This is a genomic window from Streptococcus sp. HMSC078H12 (assembly GCF_001814615.1).
GTDB classification, from domain to species: domain Bacteria; phylum Bacillota; class Bacilli; order Lactobacillales; family Streptococcaceae; genus Streptococcus; species Streptococcus salivarius_F.
The window spans coordinates 1-22,558 of the sequence record NZ_KV817306.1 but is presented as its reverse complement, the minus strand read 5'-3'; the positions used below and the strand labels follow the sequence as shown (position 1 = coordinate 22,558).

Below are 22,558 nucleotides of genomic sequence, written 5' to 3'. Positions count from 1 at the left end.
TTGAAGGTATAGTTTCCCATGAGCTGACATTTTTGGTATAATAATAGTCAGTTATAGTCAAATTAGACTGGAGGAATTAAGATGGCAAGAAATACATCAGATAGTATAGAAGAATATATTAAAGAATTGCTGGGCCAGTCTGGAATTGCTGAGATTCAACGCTCGAACTTAGCAGATACTTTTCAAGTTGTACCGAGTCAGATTAACTATGTTATTAAGACTCGTTTTACAGAAAGTCGTGGTTATATTGTTGAGAGTAAACGTGGAGGTGGCGGTTATATTCGTATCGTCAAGGTCAGATTCTCCGACAAGCACCACATGATTAATGATTTGCTTCAGAACTTGGCAGATCAGCTCAGCGAGCAGGTATTTACAGACTTGATTCAGTTGCTTTTTGATGAAAAAATCATCACTGAACGTGAGGGAAATTTGATTTTAGCAACTGCTAGTGATGATGTTTTAGGCGAAGATGCGGCCGCTATTCGTTCGCGTATTCTGCGCTCGCTATTACTTAGATTGGATAGAAAAGGAAATTAGATGACGACATATTCAAGAAAAATGCAGGCCATTTTCCATCGTGCTCAGCTAGAGGCAGAGCGTTTTGGAAGTCCTTTCTTGGAGACTTGGCATGTGCTTCTGGCTATGGTTGAGGTTCCAGGATCTGTAGCCTACCTAACATTTACTGATTTTGAGGACCGTATTCGTGCGGAAGAGATTGAGACCGCTGCTGTACTAGCGATGGAGAAAAGTCCAAAAGACTTGTCTGAATCAGATATTATCGATTTACGTGCACAGTCACATGCTTTAGAGGCTATGTTGCAAGAGGCAGAGGGAATTGCTAGTGTGACTGGTGCTGTAGAGGTAGGGTCTGAACATGTATTGATGGCCTTCCTTCTTCATAAGGATTTGATGGTTTGTCGTCTCCTTGAAGTTGCTGGTTTTCAATATAAGGATGACAGCGATAAGCCTCGTATTATCGATTTACGACGTTCTTTGGAGCGTTACGCAGGTCTTAGTAAGCAAGATTTGAAGGCCATTCATGACCTTCGTAAGCCTAAAAAATCAAAGGCATCAGGAAATTTTGCTAATATGATGCAGCCTCCTCAATCTTCTACTGGGGAACTGTCAGATTATACCAAAGACTTAACGGCAGTAGCCGAATCAGGTGCTCTTGATCCTGTTATTGGACGTGAGAAAGAAATTTCACGCATGATTCAGGTTTTGAGTCGTAAAACGAAGAATAACCCAGTTCTTGTGGGTGAAGCAGGTGTTGGTAAGACGGCACTTGCGCTTGGCTTAGCACAGCGTATTGCTTCAGGCGAAGTACCTTTTGAGTTGGCTGATATGCGTATCTTAGAGCTTGATATGATGAGTGTGGTTGCAGGAACACGTTTCCGTGGCGATTTCGAAGAACGTATGAATCAGATCATTGATGAGATTGAAGCTGATGGAAAAATCATTCTCTTTATTGACGAATTGCATACGATTATCGGTTCTGGTTCAGGTATTGATAGTACCTTAGATGCGGCGAATATTTTGAAACCCGCTCTAGCACGTGGAACCCTTCATATGGTTGGAGCAACTACTCAAGCTGAGTACCAGAAGCATATTGAAAAAGATGCAGCTCTTTCTCGCCGTTTTGCTAAAATTACAATTGAGGAGCCAAGTGTACCTGAGGCGATTGATATTCTAAAAGGCCTACGGTCGTCTTATGAAGACTATCATCGTGTAACGATTACTGATGAGGCAGTTGAGACAGCGGTCAAGGCGGCCCACCGTTATTTGACAAGTAAAAACTTACCTGACTCTGCCATTGATCTTTTAGATGAAGCGAGTGCAACTGTTCAAGGTCGTATCAAAAAAGAAGCCAAACGTGAGATAACGCCTTTGGATGAAGCACTTCTATCTGGTGATATGAAGGCTGCTGTTAAACAATATAAAGCTAGCCAAAAAGCAAAATTACCCAAACCTGCCTTGGTAGATGCAGATCAGATTATGCAAACCCTTAGTCGTCTATCAGGTATTCCTGTTGAGAAGATGACTCAGGCAGATAGCAAGCGTTACTTGAATCTGGAAGCAGAGCTTCACAAACGTGTTATTGGTCAAGATGAAGCAGTTTCAGCCATTAGTCGTGCTATTCGTCGTAACCAGTCAGGTATTCGTACTGGAAAACGTCCAATTGGTTCCTTTATGTTCCTTGGACCTACTGGTGTTGGTAAGACAGAATTGGCCAAGGCTTTGGCGGAAGTTCTCTTTGATGATGAGTCAGCTTTGCTTCGCTTTGACATGTCAGAATACATGGAAAAATTTGCGGCTAGCCGACTAAACGGTGCTCCTCCAGGTTACGTTGGATATGATGAGGGCGGTGAATTAACAGAGAAAGTTCGCAATAAGCCTTACTCAGTTCTCCTCTTTGACGAGGTGGAAAAGGCTCACCCAGATATTTTCAACATCCTCTTACAGGTTTTGGATGATGGTGTCTTGACGGATAGCCGAGGTCGTAAAGTTGACTTCTCAAATACCATTATCATTATGACTTCGAACTTGGGAGCGACTGCTCTTCGTGATGATAAGACTGTTGGATTTGGTGCCCAAGACATTTCTCATAATCACCAAGCTATGCAGTCACGTATCATGGAAGAACTTAAGAAGGCCTACCGTCCAGAGTTTATCAACCGTATTGATGAGAAGGTTGTCTTCCATAGTCTAGAGGAAGAACAACTTCGTGAGATTGTCAAGATTATGGTGAAACCGTTGGTATCAGCTTTGGCTGAAAAAGGGATTGACTTGAAATTCCAACCAGCTGTTCTCAAGCATTTAGCTAAAGATGGCTATGATGTTGAGATGGGTGCTCGTCCATTACGTCGTACGATTCAAACTCAAGTGGAGGACAAGTTATCTGAGCTCTTACTAGGTGGTCAAGTAGTTAGTGGACAAACTCTTAAAATCGGCTGCTCGAAAGATAAATTAACCTTTACAGTAGTGTAAAAATCAAACAAAAAGACAGATTACAGGTGTAGTCTGTCTTTTTTTGTGTCAATAGGAGTCAAGGTAGAGTCAATCTTTCTGTAAAGATGGGGTAAAAGAAAAAGCCGAGCAAAGCTCGACTGTAATGATTAGAGTTTTTCGTTGACAAAGTTGACAAAGTGATTCCACCAGACCTTGAGGAAGAAGCTTTTCTTAACTTCTTTACCAGCAACCAGTTCCATGCTAGGCATACCTTGGTTAGGCAAGTAACCTTCTCCTACAAGTGACTTATCTTCAAAGGTAGCAGTTCCAACCTTGTCACTTGAGTTGACAGGGGCTTGGACTTGATTTGTAGTAACTTTAATATGTTTACTATTGTTAGCATCTATTTTTTGGATGATATTAAAGTCAGACTTAGCGACGGCAGTGACTTGCTTAGATTTACCATCAATAACATGGGCTTGACTTTTACCGATGGCTTGTCCTTTTTTGGCAATGGTCTTACTTTCCCAATGATAGACTACGTAGTTAAGTAGGTCATTGGTTGCAGTGAAACGGGCGTAGTCATCAGTATCGGTATTATCAGCATTCATAATGACTGTGATAATGCTCATGCCACTTTCATTTGAGTGGGCCACGAAGGAAGCACCAGCTAAATCAGTGGTTCCCGTTTTTAGGCCATCCACACCTTTACGGTAACTAGGTTGTCCCTTAAGCATATAGTTGAAGGTTTTGAGTTTGTTGACACCATCAAAATCAGCTTCAGTTTTTTTAGTGATGTCGAGAATTTCAGGATATTCTTTTACCACGTGTTGTGCAATGATAGCAACATCTTTAGCACTCATGGTATTTTCTTCGTCTGATTTAGAGCCTGGATAGATATTGTCACCTAAGTAAGAATTATTGAGACCAGAGGCATTGACAATCTTGGCATCAGTGATACCCCAATCTTTAAGTTGGGCTTTCATCATGTCGACAAACTTACTTTCGGTTCCTCCGATTTCCTCGGCTAGAGCAATAGATGCACTGTTGGCACTGGAAATAAGAGTTGCGTCAAGAAGTTGTTTGACAGTGTATTTGCGGGCATCTAGTGGAATATTAGATACTCCGGCACTGACAGTTAGTTCAAAGGGGTAGTCAGAAATGTCAACTTTGCTGTTCCATTTGAGGTCTCCCTGATCTACCGCTTTATAAACCATATAGGCTGTTAGGAGCTTGGTAATAGAGCCAATCCCTGTAGAGGTAGTGGCATCTTTTTCATATAAAATTTTGCCAGTATTAGCTTCGACAGCGATGGCATGTTTGGCTGCGGCATCATATCCTTTTTTCTTATCTGCTGCAAAAGCAGGGGCTACGCTTCCCAGACAGAGTAAGAAGGTCATCATAAGCGTAATCAGTTTTTTCATGGTTTGTTCCTTCATGTGTTTTGGATATTTATTATACCACATTTTGAGAGGAACTTAAGGTGTTGAGAAGGGGCTTTTACTTACAAGACTAATTTTTATGGCAAGATAAAACTACCTTTTGATAGCTAAAAGGTAGTTTTGTGTTTACTTGTTTCCTGTAAAGAAATTAACGATATGGTTCCACCAAACTTTTAAGAAGAAACTTTTCTTGATAGATTGGTTGGCTGTTACAGAAATTTGAGGTGGATCAGAGATGTAACCTGTTCCAACGAGATCCTTATCATCAAAGGTTGCTGTTCCAATAGTGTCACCTTTTTTAATAGGTGCTGTTATAGTTTTTGCTTTGATTTTAACAGCATCATTTTGGCTGTTTATTTTTTGAACGACTGTAAGGTCCGACTCGAGTTTAGCAGAGATGGTTTGACTGTCTCCATCGGCTACCTTAATATCATTTTTCTTGACGATTTGTCCCTTGGTGTTAAGGGTTTTGATTTCCCAGTTTTGAGTCACATAATCTAGCAACTCATTTGTGGCTGTGAATCTGGCAGCTTCATCTTCTCCACCATTATCTGCATTCATGACAACGGTAATCAAACTCATGCCATTTTCATTGGAGTGGGCTACAAAGGATGCTCCTGCAAGTTCAGTTGTTCCAGTCTTGAGTCCATCAACGCCTTCACGGTAGTTGTCTTGCCCCTCCAACATGTAGTTGTGCGTCGTTAATTTGTTGTCACCTTCAAAATCAGTTTCGGTTTGCTTGGTGATTTCAAGTACCTGAGGATAGTCTTTAATGAGGTGGTTTGCAATAATGGCAACATCTAGAGCGCTCATAGTATTTTCGTCATCTGCTTTAGAGCCAGGATAGCGGTTATCCCCAAGGTATTTATTGTTTAGGCCAGAAGCGTTAAATAATTTAGCATCTGTAATGCCCCACTCTTTAAGTTGGGCTGTCATAGTGTCAACAAATGCACTCTCTGATCCTGAGATTTTTTCAGCTAGAGCAATAGCAGCACTGTTAGCGCTAGAAATGAGGGTGGCATCTAGGAGCTGTTTAACAGTGTATTTTCGGGAATCCAATGGGACATTTGAAACTTCTGAATCAACTGTTAGGTTGAAAGGATAGTCTGAGATATCGACTTCAGTGTCCCAGGTAATTTTTCCTTGGTCAACTGCTTTATAGACCATGTAGGCTGTTAGGATTTTAGTCATTGAAGCCACACCATCAGGAGTAGTGGCGTCCTTTTCATAGAGGACTTTCCCTGTAGTTGCTTCGATAGCAATCGCATGTTTAGCGGAAACATTGAAGTTATCTGTCTGTTCTTGTGCTAGAGCAGGTGTTACTAGGCCTAGTAAGATTAAGGCAATCATAATGATGTGTTGTAATTTTTTCATAGTCATTCCTTTGTCTCTCATAAGTGTTTATTATATCACAAAACGACTTAAATATCTGAGAGAAAGGGAGACTTGGGTGCTAACTTATGCCGGAGCTCTGCCATTTTTGACTATATTATGGTAAAATGAAAGTTATATCAAATGAATGACATAAAGTTGACCGGTTCGTTTTTGTAAGGGCCGGTCATGGATAAAAAGAGGGATCAAACATGGCTAAACAAACTTTTGAGATGACCTTTGCAGGACGCCCGCTTGTCGTTGAAGTTGGGCAGGTAGCCAAGCAGGCTAATGGTGCTGTCGTCGTGCGTTATGGAGATACAACTGTATTATCAACAGCTGTTATGTCTAAAAAGATGGCAACGGCAGATTTCTTTCCTTTACAGGTTAATTACGAGGAAAAAATGTATGCAGCTGGCAAGTTCCCGGGGGGCTTTAACAAGCGTGAGGGTCGCCCTTCAACAGATGCCACTTTGACTGCTCGCCTCATTGATCGTCCTATTCGTCCTATGTTTGCGGAGGGCTTTCGTAACGAAGTTCAGGTCATTAACACGGTCCTCTCTTATGATGAGAATGCTAGTGCTCCGATGGCGGCTATGTTTGGGAGTTCTTTAGCCCTTTCTATCTCTGATATTCCTTTCAATGGTCCAATTGCTGGGGTTCAAGTGGCCTATGCTGCAGAAGATTTCATCATCAACCCAAGTGCAGCGGATAAGGAAGTTTCACTTTTAGATTTGACAGTGGCAGGTACCAAGGAAGCTATCAATATGGTAGAGTCAGGTGCTCAGGAATTGTCTGAGGATATTATGTTGCAAGCACTCTTGAAGGGACATGAGGCTATTCAAGAGTTGGTTGATTTCCAAAATTATATCGTTGCAGCTGTTGGTAAGGAAAAGGCTGAGGTTGAACTTCTACAAGTTGATGCTGATTTGAAAGTCGAGATCGAAACGGCTTATTATGATCAGTTAGCTAAGGCTGTTCAGGTGGAAGAAAAACTGGCGCGTGAAGCAGCAACTCAGGCTGTAAAGGAAGAAGTCCTCGCTTCTTATCAAGAACGCTTTGCAGAAGATGAAGATAAGGAAACCATTCTGCGTGATGTGGCAGAAATCCTTGAGCAGATGGAACATGCTGAAGTGCGCCGTCTCATTACCGAGGATAAGGTTCGTCCAGATGGCCGTCGTGTGGATGAAATCCGTCCTTTGGACGCAGAGATTGACTTTCTTCCTAAGGTTCATGGTTCAGGTCTCTTTACACGTGGTCAAACTCAAGCCTTGTCAGTTTTGACTTTGGCACCTATGAGTGATACACAGCTTGTTGATGGTTTGGATCCAGAGTATAAGAAGCGTTTCCTTCACCACTATAATTTCCCTCAGTATTCAGTGGGTGAGACAGGGCGTTACGGTGCACCAGGTCGACGTGAGATTGGTCACGGAGCCTTGGGTGAACGTGCCCTTGCTCAGGTTCTCCCAAGTGTTGAAGAGTTCCCTTATGCTATCCGTTTGGTAGCAGAAGTCTTGGAGTCAAATGGTTCTTCCTCACAAGCTTCTATTTGTGCAGGAACCTTGGCTCTTATGGCTGGGGGTGTACCGATTAAGGCACCTGTTGCAGGTATTGCCATGGGACTTATCTCAGATGGTACTAACTACACTGTCCTAACTGATATTCAAGGTTTGGAAGATCATTTTGGAGATATGGACTTTAAGGTGGCTGGGACACGTCAAGGAATTACAGCTCTTCAGATGGATATTAAGATTTCAGGTATTACACCGGCCATTCTCGAAGAGGCTTTGGCTCAGGCAAAGGTAGCTCGTTTTGAAATTCTTGATGTTATTGAGTCAGCAATCGCTGAGCCACGTCCAGAATTGGCACCAACAGCACCTAAGATTGATAGCATTCAGATTCCTGTTGACAAGATCAAGGTTGTCATCGGTAAAGGTGGCGAAACTATTGACAAGATTATCGCTGAGACTGGTGTCACAATTGATATTGATGAAGAAGGTCTTGTTCAGATTTTCTCTAGTGATCAGGATGCCATTAACCGTGCTAAAACTATCATCTCTGATCTTGTACGTGAAGCTAAGGTTGGTGAAGTTTACACTGTACCCGTTGTGCGTATTGAAAAGTTCGGTGCCTTTGTCCACCTTTTCAATAAGACAGATGCTCTCATCCATATCTCAGAACTAGCTTGGGAACGTACTGAGCATGTCGAAGATGTGGTTAAAGTTGGGGGTACGGTAACTGTTAAAATTATCAAAATCGATGAAAAAGGACGTATCGATGCCTCAATCAAGGCCTTGCTTCCTAAGCCTGAAAAACTTGATGATGGGGAAAATGGAGGAGAGCATCGTCACCGCCGTCGTTCTCATCATAAACCACGCCACCATAATGAGAGTGGTGAAGCACCGAAAAATCCTGATAAATCAGAAACGAAAGAACAGACAGAAGAATGACAGAAAATCAAGAATTGCAAGCTTTTGATGAAACTCTAAGAGAATTTTTAAAGGAACCAGACCACTTTTTAACCAGTCTGGCTTTGGTTAATCACCTACAACGTACTCCCGTCTTGGCTGCCCAAGACCTCTACGCAGTTGAAGTGGAAGGAAAGAAGGTTGTTCCTGTCTTCACCAATGAACAGGACCTACAATCTTTCAAAGCTACTCAAGAGAGTGCTCGAGAACAAACTTGGGTAGAACGTTCGAGCTTAGATGTTTTAACACAACTTGTTCAGGCAGAGCTTTTTGGTCTTGCTTTCAATTTAAAAGAGGATGGTGACTTCTCGAATACCACTCTTTTTGCAAGCAGTGAACTCATCCAGTTTATCAACTATTTCACTCAGACCCTTAATAATCTTTTGGGTGAGGAAAATCAAAAGGCAGCTCCTAAAGATAAGATTTATCTTGTTCCAGCCTTCGTTCACAAACGCGAGGAAGATGGCCAGGATGACCGTCTCTTTGCGACTATGTCGAATGCAGAGGGACAGAGTTATGTGCCTGTGTTTACGAACTTAACGAGCTTTGCAAAATGGTACGGTAACGAGACTTTTGGCCTACCTTTCCGTAAGGCTAAAGGGACGATTTTGCAATGGCCACTGTCAGAAATTTACCAGCCTTCAATAGGTGAAAATGAGTTGGATAAGGTTCAAGGTATTGTCATCAATCCGTTTGATGAGCAGCCTGAGTTAGTCGACTGGTCTTATTTTGAAGGGGATAGCGAGTAGACCTAGTGTTAGTAGCTTTCCACTTTAAAGAATAATAGGCCACAGCAAACAATAATAACAATAATGATGTAAGGAGTGACCTAAATGGGTTGGTGGAAAGAAAGTATTGATATAGTAAAGAAAAATGATCCAGCAGCGCGGACGAGTCTAGAGGTTCTTTTAACCTACCCTGGATTAAAAGCCTTGGCTGCCCATCGTATCTCACATTTTCTCTGGCGCCACCATTGTCGACTCTTAGCGCGTATGCATAGTCAGTTTTGGCGCTTTTGGACTCAGATTGAGATTCACCCAGGGGCTCAGATTGCTGAAGGTGTCTTCATTGACCATGGCTCTGGCCTTGTTATTGGTGAGACAGCTGTTGTGGAGAAGGGCGCTATGCTTTACCACGGTGTCACTTTAGGTGGTACTGGTAAAGATGTCGGAAAACGTCACCCAACCGTTCGTGAGGGTGCCTTGGTTTCAGCCCATGCTCAGGTCATAGGCCCTATTGAGATTGGCAAGAATTCTAAGGTGGGGGCGGCAGCCGTGGTTGTTGCAGATGTCCCAGAAGATGTTACAGTCGTTGGTGTTCCTGCTAAGGTTGTGCGTGTTCATGGTCAAAAGGATGAAGAAGTTATCCACGATATTGAAGAGGGTCGTGAATACTATAGCGAAAAGCTAGAAGACCTTCTAAAAGCAGCTAGCTTTCATTCATCACGTCTATAAGGAAAGGAAACGATGAAACTCTTTAGTTCAAAGGTGACTCGATTGACGGTTGTGGGTCCTCTTGCTCTTGTTTACATTGCTTTACATAGAGCAGACTATAGCATGGCCGCCTTATGGTTTTGCATTGCTCTGTTATGGGCTAGTCTTGTTTTTAAGCAACGACACAAGTGAGATTTGAGTAATGAAAAAATTCTTCAAGGACAATCCTTTTTTGGTCTTCTATATAGTTGGGAGTTTTCTTTCAGCTATGTCTCTCTTGGCTCAAGGTCAGCTAGTTGCGACTATTTGGATTATCATTCTCGTTATACTCTTGTGTTTGTACCTAAACCATATCAAGGATAAAAAATAGTTTCCAGTTAATTGAAAGGAATCTCAAGTGATTAAAATTTATGATACGATGACACGTTCGCTCCGTGATTTTGTACCTTTGACAGAAAATGTTGTCAATATGTATGTCTGCGGACCAACAGTTTACAATTATATTCATATCGGAAATGCCCGTTCAGCAGTAGCTTTTGATACTATTCGTCGTTATTTTGAATATTGTGGCTACACAGTTAACTATATTTCCAACTTTACGGATGTAGATGATAAGATTATCAAGGCAGCTAATGAAGCTGGTATTTCAACTAAGGAATTGTCGGACAAGTTTATCGCAGCCTTTATGGAAGATACCGGACAACTTGGCATCAAACCAGCGACACAAAATCCACGTGTTATTAACTACATGGATGAAATCATTGCATTTGTGTCAACCTTGGTTGACAAAGGATTCGCTTATGTCTCTGAAGGTGATGTTTACTTCCGAGTAGCTAAGTCAAACAACTATGCTAAATTGGCTAACAAGACCTTGGAAGATCTTGAAATTGGTGCAAGCGGACGTACGGATGCTGAAACAGAACGTAAGGAAAATCCTCTAGATTTTGCCCTTTGGAAAGCTGCTAAAGAGGGAGAAGTTTCTTGGGATAGCCCATGGGGACCTGGTCGTCCTGGTTGGCACATCGAATGCTCTGTTATGGCGACTGAAATCCTTGGAGATACTATCGATATTCATGGTGGAGGGGCAGACCTTGAGTTTCCACACCATACCAATGAAATTGCCCAATCAGAAGCCAAAACTGGCAAGACCTTCGCTAACTACTGGATGCATAATGGTTTTGTCAATGTGGATAATGAAAAAATGTCAAAATCCTTGGGTAACTTCGTGACCGTTCACGATATGCTTCAAACGGTTGATGGTCAAGTGCTTCGCTTCTTCCTAGCGACACAACAGTACCGTAAGCCAATTAACTTTACAGAAAAAGCTATCCATGATGCTGAAGTTAATCTTAAGTATTTGAAAAATACCCACAGTCTTCCGTTGACAGAACAGGTGAATCAAGCTGAGTTGCAAACTTATCTTGACGCCTTCCAAGAAGCTATGGATGATGACTTTAATACGGCAAATGGAGTGACTGTTTTGTTTGACATGGCCAAATGGATTAATTCAGGCAATTATGATCAAACCGTTAAGGATGCTTTTGAAAAAATGCTCCAAGTCTTCGGTATTGTTTTCGAAGAAGAAGTCCTTGATGAAGACATCGAAAAACTCATTGAAGAACGTCAAGCGGCGCGTGCTAACAAGGACTTTGCGACAGCAGACCGTATTCGCGATGAGTTGGCTGCTCAAGGTATCAAACTTCTTGATACCAAGGAGGGCGTGAGGTGGACACGTGACTAAACATCTTGATGTCAACCTTATTAACGGCATTGCTCTCGCCTTTGAGGGAGATGCTGTTTATTCCTTGTACATTCGCCGTCACCTGATTTTTCAAGGTCAGACCAAGCCAAATCAACTGCACCGTCTAGCTACACGTTATGTTTCAGCTAAGGCCCAGGCTAGTCTCATTGAAAAAATGCTAGAGCAAGAGCTTTTGACTGAAAAAGAGCTAGACATCTATAAACGAGGTCGTAATGCGAATAGTCACACCAAGGCTAAAAATACAGATGTTATTACCTATAAAATGTCAACAGGCTTCGAAGCAGTCATGGGCTATCTTCATATGACAGAGGATATTGCTCGCTTAGAGGAACTGATTGCTTGGTGTATTGACGAAGTTGAAAAAGAAATCTAAAAATTCTGCCGAGAGCAGGATTTTTTGTTATTTAAAGGCTATAAAAATTGTAACAGTTAGCCGGAGTTTCAACATTTAGATTATTTGAGAATCAAAGTAATTCAGCGTCTTGACAATGAAAAATAAGATGAAACTAATATTTAGCATCTTAAAAATGAGAAAATTAAGGGATGTCTGACACGTGTAAAACCCCGATATTATAGCGTTTTTTTAATAAAACTAATTTGACAGAAAGTAAAAAAAAAGTCTATAATATTAGTAAATGAGGCCATAAAAAAATGAGGAGGTGAATGGAAATAGCTAAGAAAAAAGTTTTCTATACAACTTTTGCTGCTTTGATTTTATCTAGCTTTACGCTTCAAACAGGTAAAGCAGATGAGGTTCAGGTAAAACCTGATGAAGCTAAAATAAATTATGTTAATAGTGAGGCACCAGCTCCAGTTGCTCCTCAGGCTGATCTTTCTTCAGTAGGAGCTAAGGCAGAGCCAGCGAGTCAAGTAAGTTCAGTAGTGACCTCAACGTCACTGATGGTTGTCTCTTCAAGTGAGACAGATGAGGGGCTTCTTGAGGTACATTCTCAAGTTGATATCGTGGAGACTAGCGTTTCTACGACGACACCTCATTCAGAAGAGGCTCGTGCCCAAGCTTTTGGTGAGGATCGATCAGTAGCGGCGTCTGAACGAGGAGATGCAAACTCAACATCTGATTCTGAACAAGCAAAACCAAATATTGTGCTTACTTATGATAAGTCTCGTGAGGCTACAGCGACTGCAGAGTCTCAAGCTGTAACTTCAATGTATAAGAGTGAAAGCACACTATACACATCTGAACTTGCTGGAAATACACATGCAGTTATTGAAAAATCAGAGTATTCTTCACTGGATTCTCATACGACATCTGTAAGTGCGACTCCTACTAGCCAAGCTATTGCAACTTCTGAAGTCGCTTCTGAGTCTGCAAGTACTGCAAGCTCTCTTGCATCTACGGCTCCAGAAACGAGTCAGTTAAATAATAATTCAGAAGATAGCTTAACTGTCCTTACGGTTGGCTGGAAAGATTCATCATCAACTTCTGAGGTCTTTAAAACTTCTGAAGTGGTTTCTATGTTGCAAAGTGAGAGTTTGACCTATTCGTCAGAGGTAACCTTTACGGATGGACTCATCTCAGAAATCTTAGCGACTCCAATCACTTCTGAAGTATATACCGTTGTTCCAAAACGAGACAGTACTGGAGCGCTTCTTGAAGATCAACCTGCTGTTACAGGGAATACAGATATTCTTTATTTAGCACGTGGTGAAATCTTTAACGTCAACTTTGATGTTAACAAGATGGAAGGTAAGAAGATTAAGGGCCTTAATCTAGTCCTTGATGGCAAACAAATTCATCATAGCTACTTTGTTGAAGGAACTTTGGATGAGGTCAATGCTGGTTTGAGTGCCTACCATTTGGCAGAGCAAACGACTGGTATTCATAAAATGACCTTTGAGTTGATTGATACGAATAATAATATTCATTACCTGACACAGACTTTTAGCGTCTTTAATGAAGGTGAGCGTCCAGTGACACCGGATAGTTACCGTAGGAATCAGTATTCATCAACAACGACAACAACGACTGTACCGGTTACTTATAATACCAGTGCAAATAGCTACACTGAAACCGCCAATCATATACAAGCTACGGCTGTTAATGAGTTGGCTGAGACAACTAGAGCACTAACACAGCAATTGGCAGAACAAATTGCTGAGGTTTTGAGTGGTTGGTCTTCAGCGATTTCTGGAAATAGTTCAACAAGCACAGGTTCAATTGATATCTTCCAAGCAGCAGGTAAAACCATTACTCAAGCTGCGAGAAAGATTGCAGAATCAATCTCAGATCCAGATACAATTGGTAAGCAAGCTTTGGCTGCTGCAACTGTTGTTCTCGTTCTTCTAGTGCTTTACCTAGCAGCAATTACATTTATTTAACATGCTTTGCCCTCGTAAGAGGGCTTTTTTTATGATAGAATTAGCTTATGAAAACAACTAAAGAATCAAGTCTAGACATTGTTTATGGTGTGCATGCCGTAACAGAGAGTCTGGAAGCAAATACTGGAAATAAACTCTATATTCAAGATGATCTTCGAGGGAAAAATGTTGATGCCATTAAGGCTTTGGCAGCTGAAAAGAAGGTTTCCATCTCTTGGACACCTAAGAAAACCTTGTCTGATATGACAGGTGGAGCTGTGCATCAAGGTTTTGTTCTTCGTGTGTCAGAGTTCGCTTATTCTGAGCTCTCAGTTATTATGGACAAGGCTGAACAAGAGGAGAATCCTCTAGTCCTCATTTTAGATGGACTTAACGATCCTCATAACTTTGGTTCTATCCTACGTACAGCTGATGCTACTCAGGTGACAGGAGTTATTATTCCTAAGCATCGTGCTGTGGGGGTAACACCTGTCGTTGCCAAGACATCAACAGGGGCAGTGGAACATATTCCCATTGCCCGAGTGACCAATCTTAGCCAAACTCTTGATAAACTTAAAGAAGCAGGCTTCTGGGTATTTGGAACAGATATGGATGGCACCCCATCTCATAAATGGAACACAGCTGGAAAGGTTGCCCTTATCATTGGTAATGAAGGTAAGGGAATCTCTGCTAACATCAAGAAACAAGTGGATGAGATGATTACTATTCCTATGAGTGGTCATGTGCAGAGCCTTAATGCCAGTGTGGCAGCTGCAGTTCTCATGTATGAAGTTTATCGAAACCGATTGTAACTATGAAAAAAAGAATACTTCTAGTTGATGGTTATAATATGATTGCCTTTTGGCAAGAAACCCGTCAACTCTTTAAGACCAATCAGCTTGATGAAGCTCGTGAAACATTGCTTCGTAAGCTCAATCATTATGCTAACTTTGAACATATTGATATTATCTGTGTGTTTGATGCCCAGTTTATTCCAGGGAGCCGTCAGCGTTATGATCAGTATCGTATCAGTGTCATTTTTACTGAGGAAGACGAGACGGCAGATAGCTATATTGAGCGCACAGCAGCTGAGATGAATACTGTTCAAAATCTAGTTGAAGTAGCAACTAGTGACTTAAATGAACAGTGGGCTATCTTTTCACAAGGAGCCTTACGTGTTTCAGCGCGTGAGTTGGAAGAACGTGTCAATACAGTAAAGTCTGATTTAGACAAGATGTCGGCACATATTGACTTAAAGACACCAAAACTACGTCCATGGGACGACGCACAATTAGGGAAATTACAGGACCTTTTAAATGAAATAGAATAGAGGGACACATGACATTTAATATTTTGACAGATTCCACAGCAGATCTAGATGAAAAATGGGCTCAGGAAAATAAGGTAGAGCTCGTTGGTTTGACTATTACGCTTGATGATATTACCTATGAGACCGTTGGACCTAATCGTTTAACAAGTGACCGTCTCTTAGAACGTATGCAGGAAGACAGTCAGCCAACCACAAGTCAGGTGAATGTTGGTCAATTTGAAGAGGTTTTTCGTCGTCATGCTAAAAATGGTGATGCTCTTCTCTATATTGCCTTCTCATCAGTGCTTTCAGGTACTTATCAAAGTGCTGTTATAGCGCGTGACATGATTTTGGATGAATACCCAGAAGCTATCATTGAGATTGTAGATACCCTGGCGGCAGCAGGTGGGGAAGGTTATCTCTCTATTTTGGCGGCAGAAGCTCGTGACCAAGGTAAGAGCTTATCTGAAACGAAAGCCATGATTGAGGACATTCTGCCACGTTTACGGACCTATTTCTTAGTTGATGATCTCTACCATCTCATGCGTGGGGGTCGCCTTTCTAAGAGCTCAGCCATTATTGGTAGTTTGATTAATATCAAACCCCTTCTTTGGTTGGACGCTTCAGGCAAGTTGGTTCCTCTGGCCAAAATCCGTGGACGCAAAAAGGCCATTAAAGAAATGGTCCTACAAGCTACCCAGGATATTGGACATAGCACAGCAATTGTCGCTTATGCCAATGATATTGAAGCAGCGAAGAATCTAAAAGAACAATTATTAGCAGTTGACGGCATTGAGCAAGTGCTTATTATGCCACTTGGACCAGTCATCTCTACCCACGTCGGACCAGATACTTTGGCCGTCTTTACGATTGGTAAAGAAGCTAGATAGAAAAGAGGTGTGTTATTATAAAAAATAAAAAGATTGTGTTGCTCTCCTTGATGATGGTAAGTCTTTTTGTGGGTATGCCAGCATATGCGACAAGTAAAATTAAACAAGTAGATGCAGGCTTTAATAAGACATTTGTTCTAAGAGAAAATGGTAAATTCGAATATACAAAACCATTTGGTAGCTATGGAGAAGGAAATATTTCGAATGTACAGAAAATTGCTGCTGTTGGACGTGATGGTTATGTAGCCTTACTAAAAGATGGAACAGTAACCAGATCGTCGACTTTCTCTAACTCAAGTATGGGTTGGACTAATATTAAAGAAATTGATACAAATACTGATACTTCTGATGACCTAATTGCTGGATTGAGAGAAGATGGAACGGTAGTTGTAAATTCAGTATTATTTGAAGAAAAATTTTCAGAAGTAGAATCTTGGGATAGTATTAAACAAATAAGTGTTGGACAAGGAACAATACTCGGATTGAGAGAAGATGGAACAGTGGTTTCTGCAGGCACCTCTACGTCAGGGGCGTTAGATGTTTCTGAATGGAGTGATATTGTACAGGTAAGTGCGGGTCACAATTTTTCTGTTGGAGTTAAATCTGATGGAAGTGTGGTTGCGACTGATGTTAAGAATTCTCATTCTGCAGATTATAATTCAATTTTGGATCAAGTGAAAGGATGGGATAATATTTCTCAGGTAAGTGCAGGTGCGTTTAATGTAATAGGATTGAAACGAGACGGATCAGTAGTAGAAGCTCATAGGAATAGTGGTAGTGTAAAATATGATATTTCTGGATGGACAAATATTATCCAAGTCAGTGCTGGATTTCACCATATTGTTGCTCTTTCCTCAGATGGTACCGTATATGCTACCGGAGATAATGTAATGTCACAAAGTGATGTGAAAAATTTCAATAAGAAATAACTTTATTCAAAAAAACACCTCCAAATGACTTGCCTTGGACGTGTTTTTTTGATATTATGTTAAACGGTATTGTTTACCCCATTTGAAAGGCCCCGGAACCTTCCAAATACTTTTCGATGGGAAGGAACACCCATCACTCGTAAACAAAAATCGAACTATATATAGGAGAAATCATGAACAAAACAACATTTATGGCTAAACCAGGCCAAGTTGAACGTAAATGGTATGTCGTTGACGCAACTGATGTGCCACTTGGACGTCTTTCTGCAGTAGTTGCTAGCGTACTTCGCGGAAAAAACAAACCAACTTTCACACCACACACTGATACAGGTGACTTCGTAATCGTTATCAATGCTGAAAAAGTTAAATTGACTGGTAAAAAAGCAACTGATAAGATTTACTACACTCACTCAATGTACCCAGGTGGATTGAAACAAATCTCAGCAGGTGAACTTCGTTCTAAAAATGCTGTTCGTTTGATCGAAAAATCAGTTAAAGGTATGCTTCCACACAACACTCTTGGACGCGCACAAGGTATGAAATTGAAAGTCTTCGTTGGCGGTGAGCACACTCACGCTGCACAACAACCAGAAGTACTTGATATCTCAGGACTTATCTAATTCTAAGAGGAAAGGAGCACTAATATAATGGCACAAGCACAATATGCAGGTACAGGACGCCGTAAAAACGCCGTTGCACGCGTACGTTTGGTTCCAGGTACTGGTAAAATCACAGTTAACAAAAAAGATGTAGAAGAATACATCCCACACGCAGACCTTCGTCTCGTTATCAACCAACCTTTTGCAGTTACTTCAACTGAAGGTTCATACGACGTACACGTTAACGTTGTAGGTGGTGGATACGCTGGTCAATCAGGTGCGATCCGTCACGGTATCGCTCGTGCACTTCTTCAAGTAGATCCAGATTTCCGCGATTCATTGAAACGCGCTGGACTTCTTACTCGTGATGCACGTATGGTTGAACGTAAGAAACCAGGTCTTAAGAAAGCTCGTAAAGCTAGCCAGTTCTCAAAACGTTAATTCGTTACTGGACAGCAGAGTACAAACGAAAACACTTTGCAGCTTGCAAGGTGTTTTTTGTATGAGAACTGGTGATGCGCAATTAGGATAGCTCTAGCAACTTTAGTCATATAGAGATATGCTATGCACAGTTGCCCCAAGAAAACAAGCGAAGCGATGTTTGATTGGATGGCAACCACTGCACTCGAAATGTTAATCAATACGATTATATCAACGTTTCAAAGCACTCACAGGTTTGCCCTATGAGTGCTTTTTGTATGGATTTCTGAAAAAAGTTCTAAATCTCACTTGAAATTCTTATAACAATGTGATATATTTATAACAGACAAGGTGTGATATATTTATAACATACTAAAAAGAGGTGGCTAAAATGAAAATGTCGAAGAACTTAAAGATAATCCTTTATATCGCTAGCGTGCTTATTGTTGTATGTTTAGTATTATTGCTGGGGAATCACCTACCGATTCTAGCGAAAGGTGCTATTATGACGACGGCTTGGCTTCCTTCGTATTTGGTTTGTACGATGCTATCGGTCCTCTCAAAATCAACCTATCAAAAGAAAGAGAAAAAAATGTTTGGGATTACTGCAAAATTATATACAGTGCTTGTATTTCTCTCGTCCTCAATCTATACTATTGGAGTTTGGCTTCTAACTCCTGGTTCTTTGATTAAGAATATAATGTTAGGAATTGGATTAAGTGTTCAATTGTTATTAATGTTTTACTTCTTATTCAAGAGAATTAATGAAGAACCAGATGAACGATTTTATAGAAATATTGCAAAGTCCTCTTCCATTTTGTTTACAATAGCAATCTTTATATTATTGGGAATTGCAACATTGATAGCCGTCTGTAAAGTTTTCGTTTTGAATGCTGGATTTCTTTATATTTTGGTGGCTTTTTTACTCTTATTATTTGCCATTACTTACTTTATCACTGAAAAAAGGGGATGAAATATGGCGAAAGAAAGTAAAATAAAGACTAACTTGAAAGAAGTAAGGGAAGCTTATGGTATGACTCAACAAGATTTAGCAGATCAAGTAGGAATACGGAGAGAAACGATTGTTCACTTGGAAAATAACCGCTACAACCCTTCGTTGGAAATGGCTTTAAAAATAGCACAAGTCTTAAATAAACAAGTGGAAGAACTATTTCGTCTGAAATAAGAGAAGTAAAACAATCCAATTGATTTGTGTATCAGTTTTTGGAAACTTGTTATTCTGAGGTGAGGTATTGGTAAGAGGGAGTATTTTCAAAGGAGTTATTTTTGACTACATCTTAGCTAAAACGCTTTCAAAAATAAGATAATAGTTTATTTTTCAAGAATTTTAACCCAATAATAGAACTTTTTAGGCGGAAATGCTCTCAAAAACGCTAATGTTTCTCTAATTTATTCAGGTTTGAGGTCCTGTATATTATGTAGTTGTCATACAAAAACGATAAAAGTGAATGAATACATTTATTTGAAAGATAATATTGTTAGATACTTCAAACATATTATCAGTAAAGGGTTTTATACGTCTATTAAATATCTCTTGATTTTTGGCAAAAAAACTGCACATAATAATGAGTGTATATTTTACGAATTATGCTTTTATATATGATTTAAATTTGTATTTAAACTTAGCAGAGGATATAACAAATTACCTAAAATAACATTAAAATTAAAAATAATTAATTATTACTATTTGGTAACACACCTCGAAAACCCTTTGTTTGTAGGAATTGTAGGATATATTAAAAATTTAAAAAAGTTTTTAAAAATTGTTGACATATCTCTAAATAGTGTTATAATCTATAGATGTCAGGGAGGTCCTGATACTAAATATATAATAATCCATTAGAGGAGAAACAATTATGAAAAAAGTATTGCTTACATCAGCTGCAGTTCTTGCAGTATTCGCTTCATCAGCAGCAGTTTTCGCTAACGACGGTAACGTTCACACTGGAAACCTTGATAACAAAACTGAAGCAACTGGTGGTGACTTCTTCACAAACAACGAAGGTGGTCTTACTCAAGCTGCTAAAGATGGTCTTAACAACGTTGATGCAGATTCAACTAAACAAAAATTTGAAGATGCTGGTGAACACATCGAACCAAAACGTGATGCTAACGGAAACATCATCAAAGACGAATTTGTAGTTACTGATAAAGCTAACGCTAACAAAGACGCTAAAGAAGAAGCTAAAGCTGTTAAAGCTGCAGAACAAAAAGCTCCAGCAGCAGCAAAAGCTGACGCTAAAGCTCTTCCAAACACAGCAGCTGTTAAATAATTAACTGCTATTGCTAAAAAGAATATCACTGGGGCTAGGGCTTCGGTGATATTTTTCTATGGATAAAGAAAAGGATTTGACATTTCATGAGTAATCATAATCGTAAATCTACTGGATCTCGCAAAAAACTGATTGCTGGGATTTCAGCCTTAGTCATTGCTGCTTTGGCTGTCTTCCTTGGCTTCCAGTTTATGTCTCCGACAGCATCGTCCTCTAATGGTGTTAAGAGTGTTTTAACGACTAAAAAAGCAAACACTTATAAAGTTTCAGATGAGGAGAAAGCCTACCTCAAAAATAAATTTGATGGTCTTGAGGCGACAAACCCTGATACTATCGCTTATGTCTATGCACCAGGGACTAAATTGGATGAGCCAGTTGTTCAAACAACCGACAATTCAACCTATTTAGATAAAACATTTGATGGAGGAAACGTTCCATATTTGGGAACGGTCTTCATGGATACAGACAATAAGAAAGATTTCAGCGATCGTTTGACATGGCTCTTCGGTCATGCTCGAGGCAGTAAGGTTGCTGATAGTCGTATGTTCAACGATGTTAACTACTATAGTGATCAGTCGTTCTTTGATAAACACAAATATGTTGTTATTGAGACGCCTCAACGTAAGTATTATTATGAAGCGCTTGCTATGGTAATTGTGCCTGAAGACACAGCTTTCTATCGTACATCATTTGAAAGCGATAAAGACTTTAAACAACAGTTGGATATCATCTATGATCAAGCAAGTGTTAAAAACAAGGATTTGAAGGTTAGTGCTTCAGATAAATACCTCGTTCTTTCGACTTGTCGTGAGGAAGATGAAACGATTCGTGCTAATCTCTACTTGCGTCAAATTCCAGACTCTGAAATGTCTGATTTTGTAGCTAAACATGGTAAAGATTTGGAATACACACCAACACGTTAATTATTAACAGAACTCTACTTCGTATGAAGTAGAGTTTTTATCTTGTCTAAGAAAACTGATGTTTTCAATCGTCATGGAATTGAGATGTAACCGTTTATTAATCTTTTTTATCATCAATGGATAAGTTTTTTTGGTACACTAGAGGTATGAAAAAGGAGAGTATTATGAAACAGAGCCAGGCTAAAAAGCGTGACAATGCGATGACTAATAAGATTTTGATGGGGTTGATTGCTCTCGTCTTAGGTTTGCTTTTTCTTGAGATTTTAATTGTTCATAGTAAGAACGAACAGCAAAAGAATGCCTCGAACCAGGTACAGACAGCACGTATCATGGCTAATGGGGACTTGCTCTATCATGACGGTCTCTATATGAGTGCCCTGCAGGCAGATGGTAGCTATGATTTCACGGAGAATTTTACTTATGTGAAGCCGTGGTTAAAGCAGGCTGATTTGGTCTTGGGTGATTTTGAGGGAACGATTAATCCTGATTATCCTTTGTCAGGCTATCCTCTGTTTAATGCTCCTCAATCAGTGACAGCAGCTATTAAGGATGCAGGTTATGATGTTATGGATTTGGCTCATAACCATATCTTGGATTCTGGTTTAGAGGGAGCTTTTACAACGGCTGATGCTTTTAAAAAAGTGGGAATTGATCCTGTTGGTGTTTACGAAAAACCGGTACGAGACAAGGCGCCACTCCTCATCAAGAATGTTAATGGGATTAAGGTTGCAATACTTTCCTATGCTTATGGTTACAATGGCCTAGAGTCGAACTTGACGGATAAAGAGGTTGCAGACCACTTATCGAATTTGGATGAAAAACGTATGAAAGCCGAGATTCAGCGTGCCGAAAAAGAAGCAGATATCACGGTTATCATGCCTCAGATGGGTGTTGAATATCGTTTGGAACCGACAGATGAACAGGTTAAACTCTATCATAAGATGATTGATTGGGGTGCTGATATTATCTTTGGAGGTCATCCTCATGTGGTAGAACCTTCTGAGGTGGTTAAAAAGGATGGACAGCAAAAACTTATTATTTACTCAATGGGGAATTTCATCTCAAACCAGCGCATAGAGACCATGGATGGTGTGGATAGTGCAGAGTGGACAGAGAGGGGTGTCTTAATGGATGTCACCCTTGAGAAAAAGAATGGTCAAACCACGATTAAGACTGCTCAAGCGCATCCGACTTGGGTTAACCGTACGCCTAAAGGAACAACTTCTCCAGAGGGATACCCTTTGTATACTTACCAAACTTATATTTTAGAGGATTTCATTAAGGGTGGTAAATATAGAAATAAACTGGATGAAGAAACCAAAGAGCGTATAGATACTGCCTATAAAGAAATGAATGCCCATGTTAATTTAAAATGGAAATAAAGCTAAGATATCGCCTGAAAATGGCGATATTTTTTGTTTTTGTGACTTTAAGTCCGTTTCGCTCCGAA

Annotated in this window: 21 protein-coding genes; 19 read left to right on the top strand and 2 right to left on the bottom strand. The window is 40.3% G+C overall.

The window, feature by feature from the left end; translation table 11 throughout:
- Positions 1-81: 81 nt before the first annotated feature.
- Both HMPREF2979_RS00500 and HMPREF2979_RS00495 read left to right on the top strand, forming a co-directional pair.
- On the top strand, positions 82-537 hold the full coding sequence (locus tag HMPREF2979_RS00500) for a CtsR family transcriptional regulator (protein ID WP_014633783.1): 456 nt from the start codon (positions 82-84) through the stop codon (positions 535-537).
- Positions 538-2,988, top strand: a complete 2,451-nt coding sequence (locus HMPREF2979_RS00495) for an ATP-dependent Clp protease ATP-binding subunit (RefSeq protein WP_070654593.1) — start codon at positions 538-540, stop codon at positions 2,986-2,988.
- A 128-nt stretch (positions 2,989-3,116) separates the two neighbouring features.
- On the opposite strand, the gene pbp3 (HMPREF2979_RS00490) is transcribed toward HMPREF2979_RS00495, so the two are convergent.
- Both pbp3 (HMPREF2979_RS00490) and pbp3 (HMPREF2979_RS00485) read right to left on the bottom strand, forming a co-directional pair.
- Positions 3,117-4,373, bottom strand: a complete 1,257-nt coding sequence (pbp3, locus tag HMPREF2979_RS00490) for a D-alanyl-D-alanine carboxypeptidase PBP3 (protein ID WP_059749066.1) — start codon at positions 4,371-4,373, stop codon at positions 3,117-3,119.
- A 144-nt stretch (positions 4,374-4,517) separates the two neighbouring features.
- Positions 4,518-5,765 carry a D-alanyl-D-alanine carboxypeptidase PBP3 gene (pbp3, locus tag HMPREF2979_RS00485; RefSeq protein WP_037620085.1) on the bottom strand — a complete coding sequence of 416 codons (1,248 nt, stop codon included), beginning with the start codon at positions 5,763-5,765 and terminating at the stop codon, positions 4,518-4,520.
- Between the two features lie 209 nt (positions 5,766-5,974).
- Here pbp3 (HMPREF2979_RS00485) and pnp point away from each other — a divergent pair, with 209 nt between their 5' ends.
- From pnp to HMPREF2979_RS00400, 17 genes are all read left to right on the top strand, one after another.
- A complete protein-coding gene (pnp, locus tag HMPREF2979_RS00480) occupies positions 5,975-8,212 on the top strand; it encodes a polyribonucleotide nucleotidyltransferase (protein ID WP_022496761.1) in 2,238 nt (745 codons plus the stop codon).
- Positions 8,209-8,979 (top strand): SseB family protein, encoded by a 771-nt coding sequence (locus HMPREF2979_RS00475; protein ID WP_070654591.1) that lies wholly within the window; start codon positions 8,209-8,211, stop codon positions 8,977-8,979. The genes pnp and HMPREF2979_RS00475 overlap by 4 nt, the downstream gene beginning before the upstream one ends.
- 84 nt (positions 8,980-9,063) lie before the next feature.
- The gene (cysE, locus tag HMPREF2979_RS00470) at positions 9,064-9,684 is read left to right on the top strand and encodes a serine O-acetyltransferase (RefSeq protein ID WP_014633706.1); all 621 of its coding nucleotides are present in this window, start codon (positions 9,064-9,066) and stop codon (positions 9,682-9,684) included.
- Between the two features lie 376 nt (positions 9,685-10,060).
- On the top strand, positions 10,061-11,404 hold the full coding sequence (gene cysS / locus HMPREF2979_RS00465) for a cysteine--tRNA ligase (protein WP_013989932.1): 1,344 nt from the start codon (positions 10,061-10,063) through the stop codon (positions 11,402-11,404).
- Positions 11,397-11,798 carry a Mini-ribonuclease 3 gene (locus HMPREF2979_RS00460; RefSeq protein ID WP_002886359.1) on the top strand — a complete coding sequence of 134 codons (402 nt, stop codon included), beginning with the start codon at positions 11,397-11,399 and terminating at the stop codon, positions 11,796-11,798. The genes cysS and HMPREF2979_RS00460 overlap by 8 nt, the downstream gene beginning before the upstream one ends.
- 290 nt (positions 11,799-12,088) lie before the next feature.
- Positions 12,089-13,765: a hypothetical protein gene (locus HMPREF2979_RS00455; RefSeq protein WP_048675192.1), complete on the top strand. Its 1,677-nt coding sequence runs from the start codon at positions 12,089-12,091 to the stop codon at positions 13,763-13,765.
- A 47-nt stretch (positions 13,766-13,812) separates the two neighbouring features.
- Complete coding sequence (rlmB, locus tag HMPREF2979_RS00450) at positions 13,813-14,556, top strand: 23S rRNA (guanosine(2251)-2'-O)-methyltransferase RlmB (RefSeq protein ID WP_002886369.1); 744 nt, start codon at positions 13,813-13,815, stop codon at positions 14,554-14,556.
- Positions 14,557-14,558: 2 nt separating this feature from the next.
- Complete coding sequence (locus tag HMPREF2979_RS00445; protein WP_070654589.1) at positions 14,559-15,074, top strand: NYN domain-containing protein; 516 nt, start codon at positions 14,559-14,561, stop codon at positions 15,072-15,074.
- Positions 15,075-15,082: 8 nt separating this feature from the next.
- Complete coding sequence (locus HMPREF2979_RS00440; protein WP_070654587.1) at positions 15,083-15,943, top strand: DegV family protein; 861 nt, start codon at positions 15,083-15,085, stop codon at positions 15,941-15,943.
- 35 nt (positions 15,944-15,978) lie between these two features.
- On the top strand, positions 15,979-16,872 hold the full coding sequence (locus tag HMPREF2979_RS00435) for an RCC1 domain-containing protein (RefSeq protein WP_014633790.1): 894 nt from the start codon (positions 15,979-15,981) through the stop codon (positions 16,870-16,872).
- 173 nt (positions 16,873-17,045) lie between these two features.
- The gene (gene rplM / locus HMPREF2979_RS00430) at positions 17,046-17,492 is read left to right on the top strand and encodes a 50S ribosomal protein L13 (protein ID WP_002886374.1); all 447 of its coding nucleotides are present in this window, start codon (positions 17,046-17,048) and stop codon (positions 17,490-17,492) included.
- A gap of 27 nt (positions 17,493-17,519) precedes the next feature.
- Entirely contained in the window at positions 17,520-17,912 is a 393-nt protein-coding gene (rpsI, locus tag HMPREF2979_RS00425; RefSeq protein WP_002888293.1) for a 30S ribosomal protein S9, read from the top strand.
- Between the two features lie 370 nt (positions 17,913-18,282).
- The gene (locus HMPREF2979_RS00420) at positions 18,283-18,864 is read left to right on the top strand and encodes a hypothetical protein (protein ID WP_070654585.1); all 582 of its coding nucleotides are present in this window, start codon (positions 18,283-18,285) and stop codon (positions 18,862-18,864) included.
- A 3-nt stretch (positions 18,865-18,867) separates the two neighbouring features.
- Positions 18,868-19,077, top strand: a complete 210-nt coding sequence (locus tag HMPREF2979_RS00415; protein ID WP_070654583.1) for a helix-turn-helix transcriptional regulator — start codon at positions 18,868-18,870, stop codon at positions 19,075-19,077.
- A 691-nt stretch (positions 19,078-19,768) separates the two neighbouring features.
- On the top strand, positions 19,769-20,185 hold the full coding sequence (locus HMPREF2979_RS00410; RefSeq protein ID WP_021143454.1) for an LPKTxAVK-anchored surface protein: 417 nt from the start codon (positions 19,769-19,771) through the stop codon (positions 20,183-20,185).
- An 86-nt stretch (positions 20,186-20,271) separates the two neighbouring features.
- On the top strand, positions 20,272-21,108 hold the full coding sequence (gene srtB, locus HMPREF2979_RS00405; RefSeq protein WP_049545168.1) for a class B sortase, LPKTxAVK-specific: 837 nt from the start codon (positions 20,272-20,274) through the stop codon (positions 21,106-21,108).
- A gap of 164 nt (positions 21,109-21,272) precedes the next feature.
- A complete protein-coding gene (locus HMPREF2979_RS00400; RefSeq protein WP_060973120.1) occupies positions 21,273-22,490 on the top strand; it encodes a CapA family protein in 1,218 nt (405 codons plus the stop codon).
- The last annotated feature ends 68 nt before the right edge of the window (positions 22,491-22,558 follow it).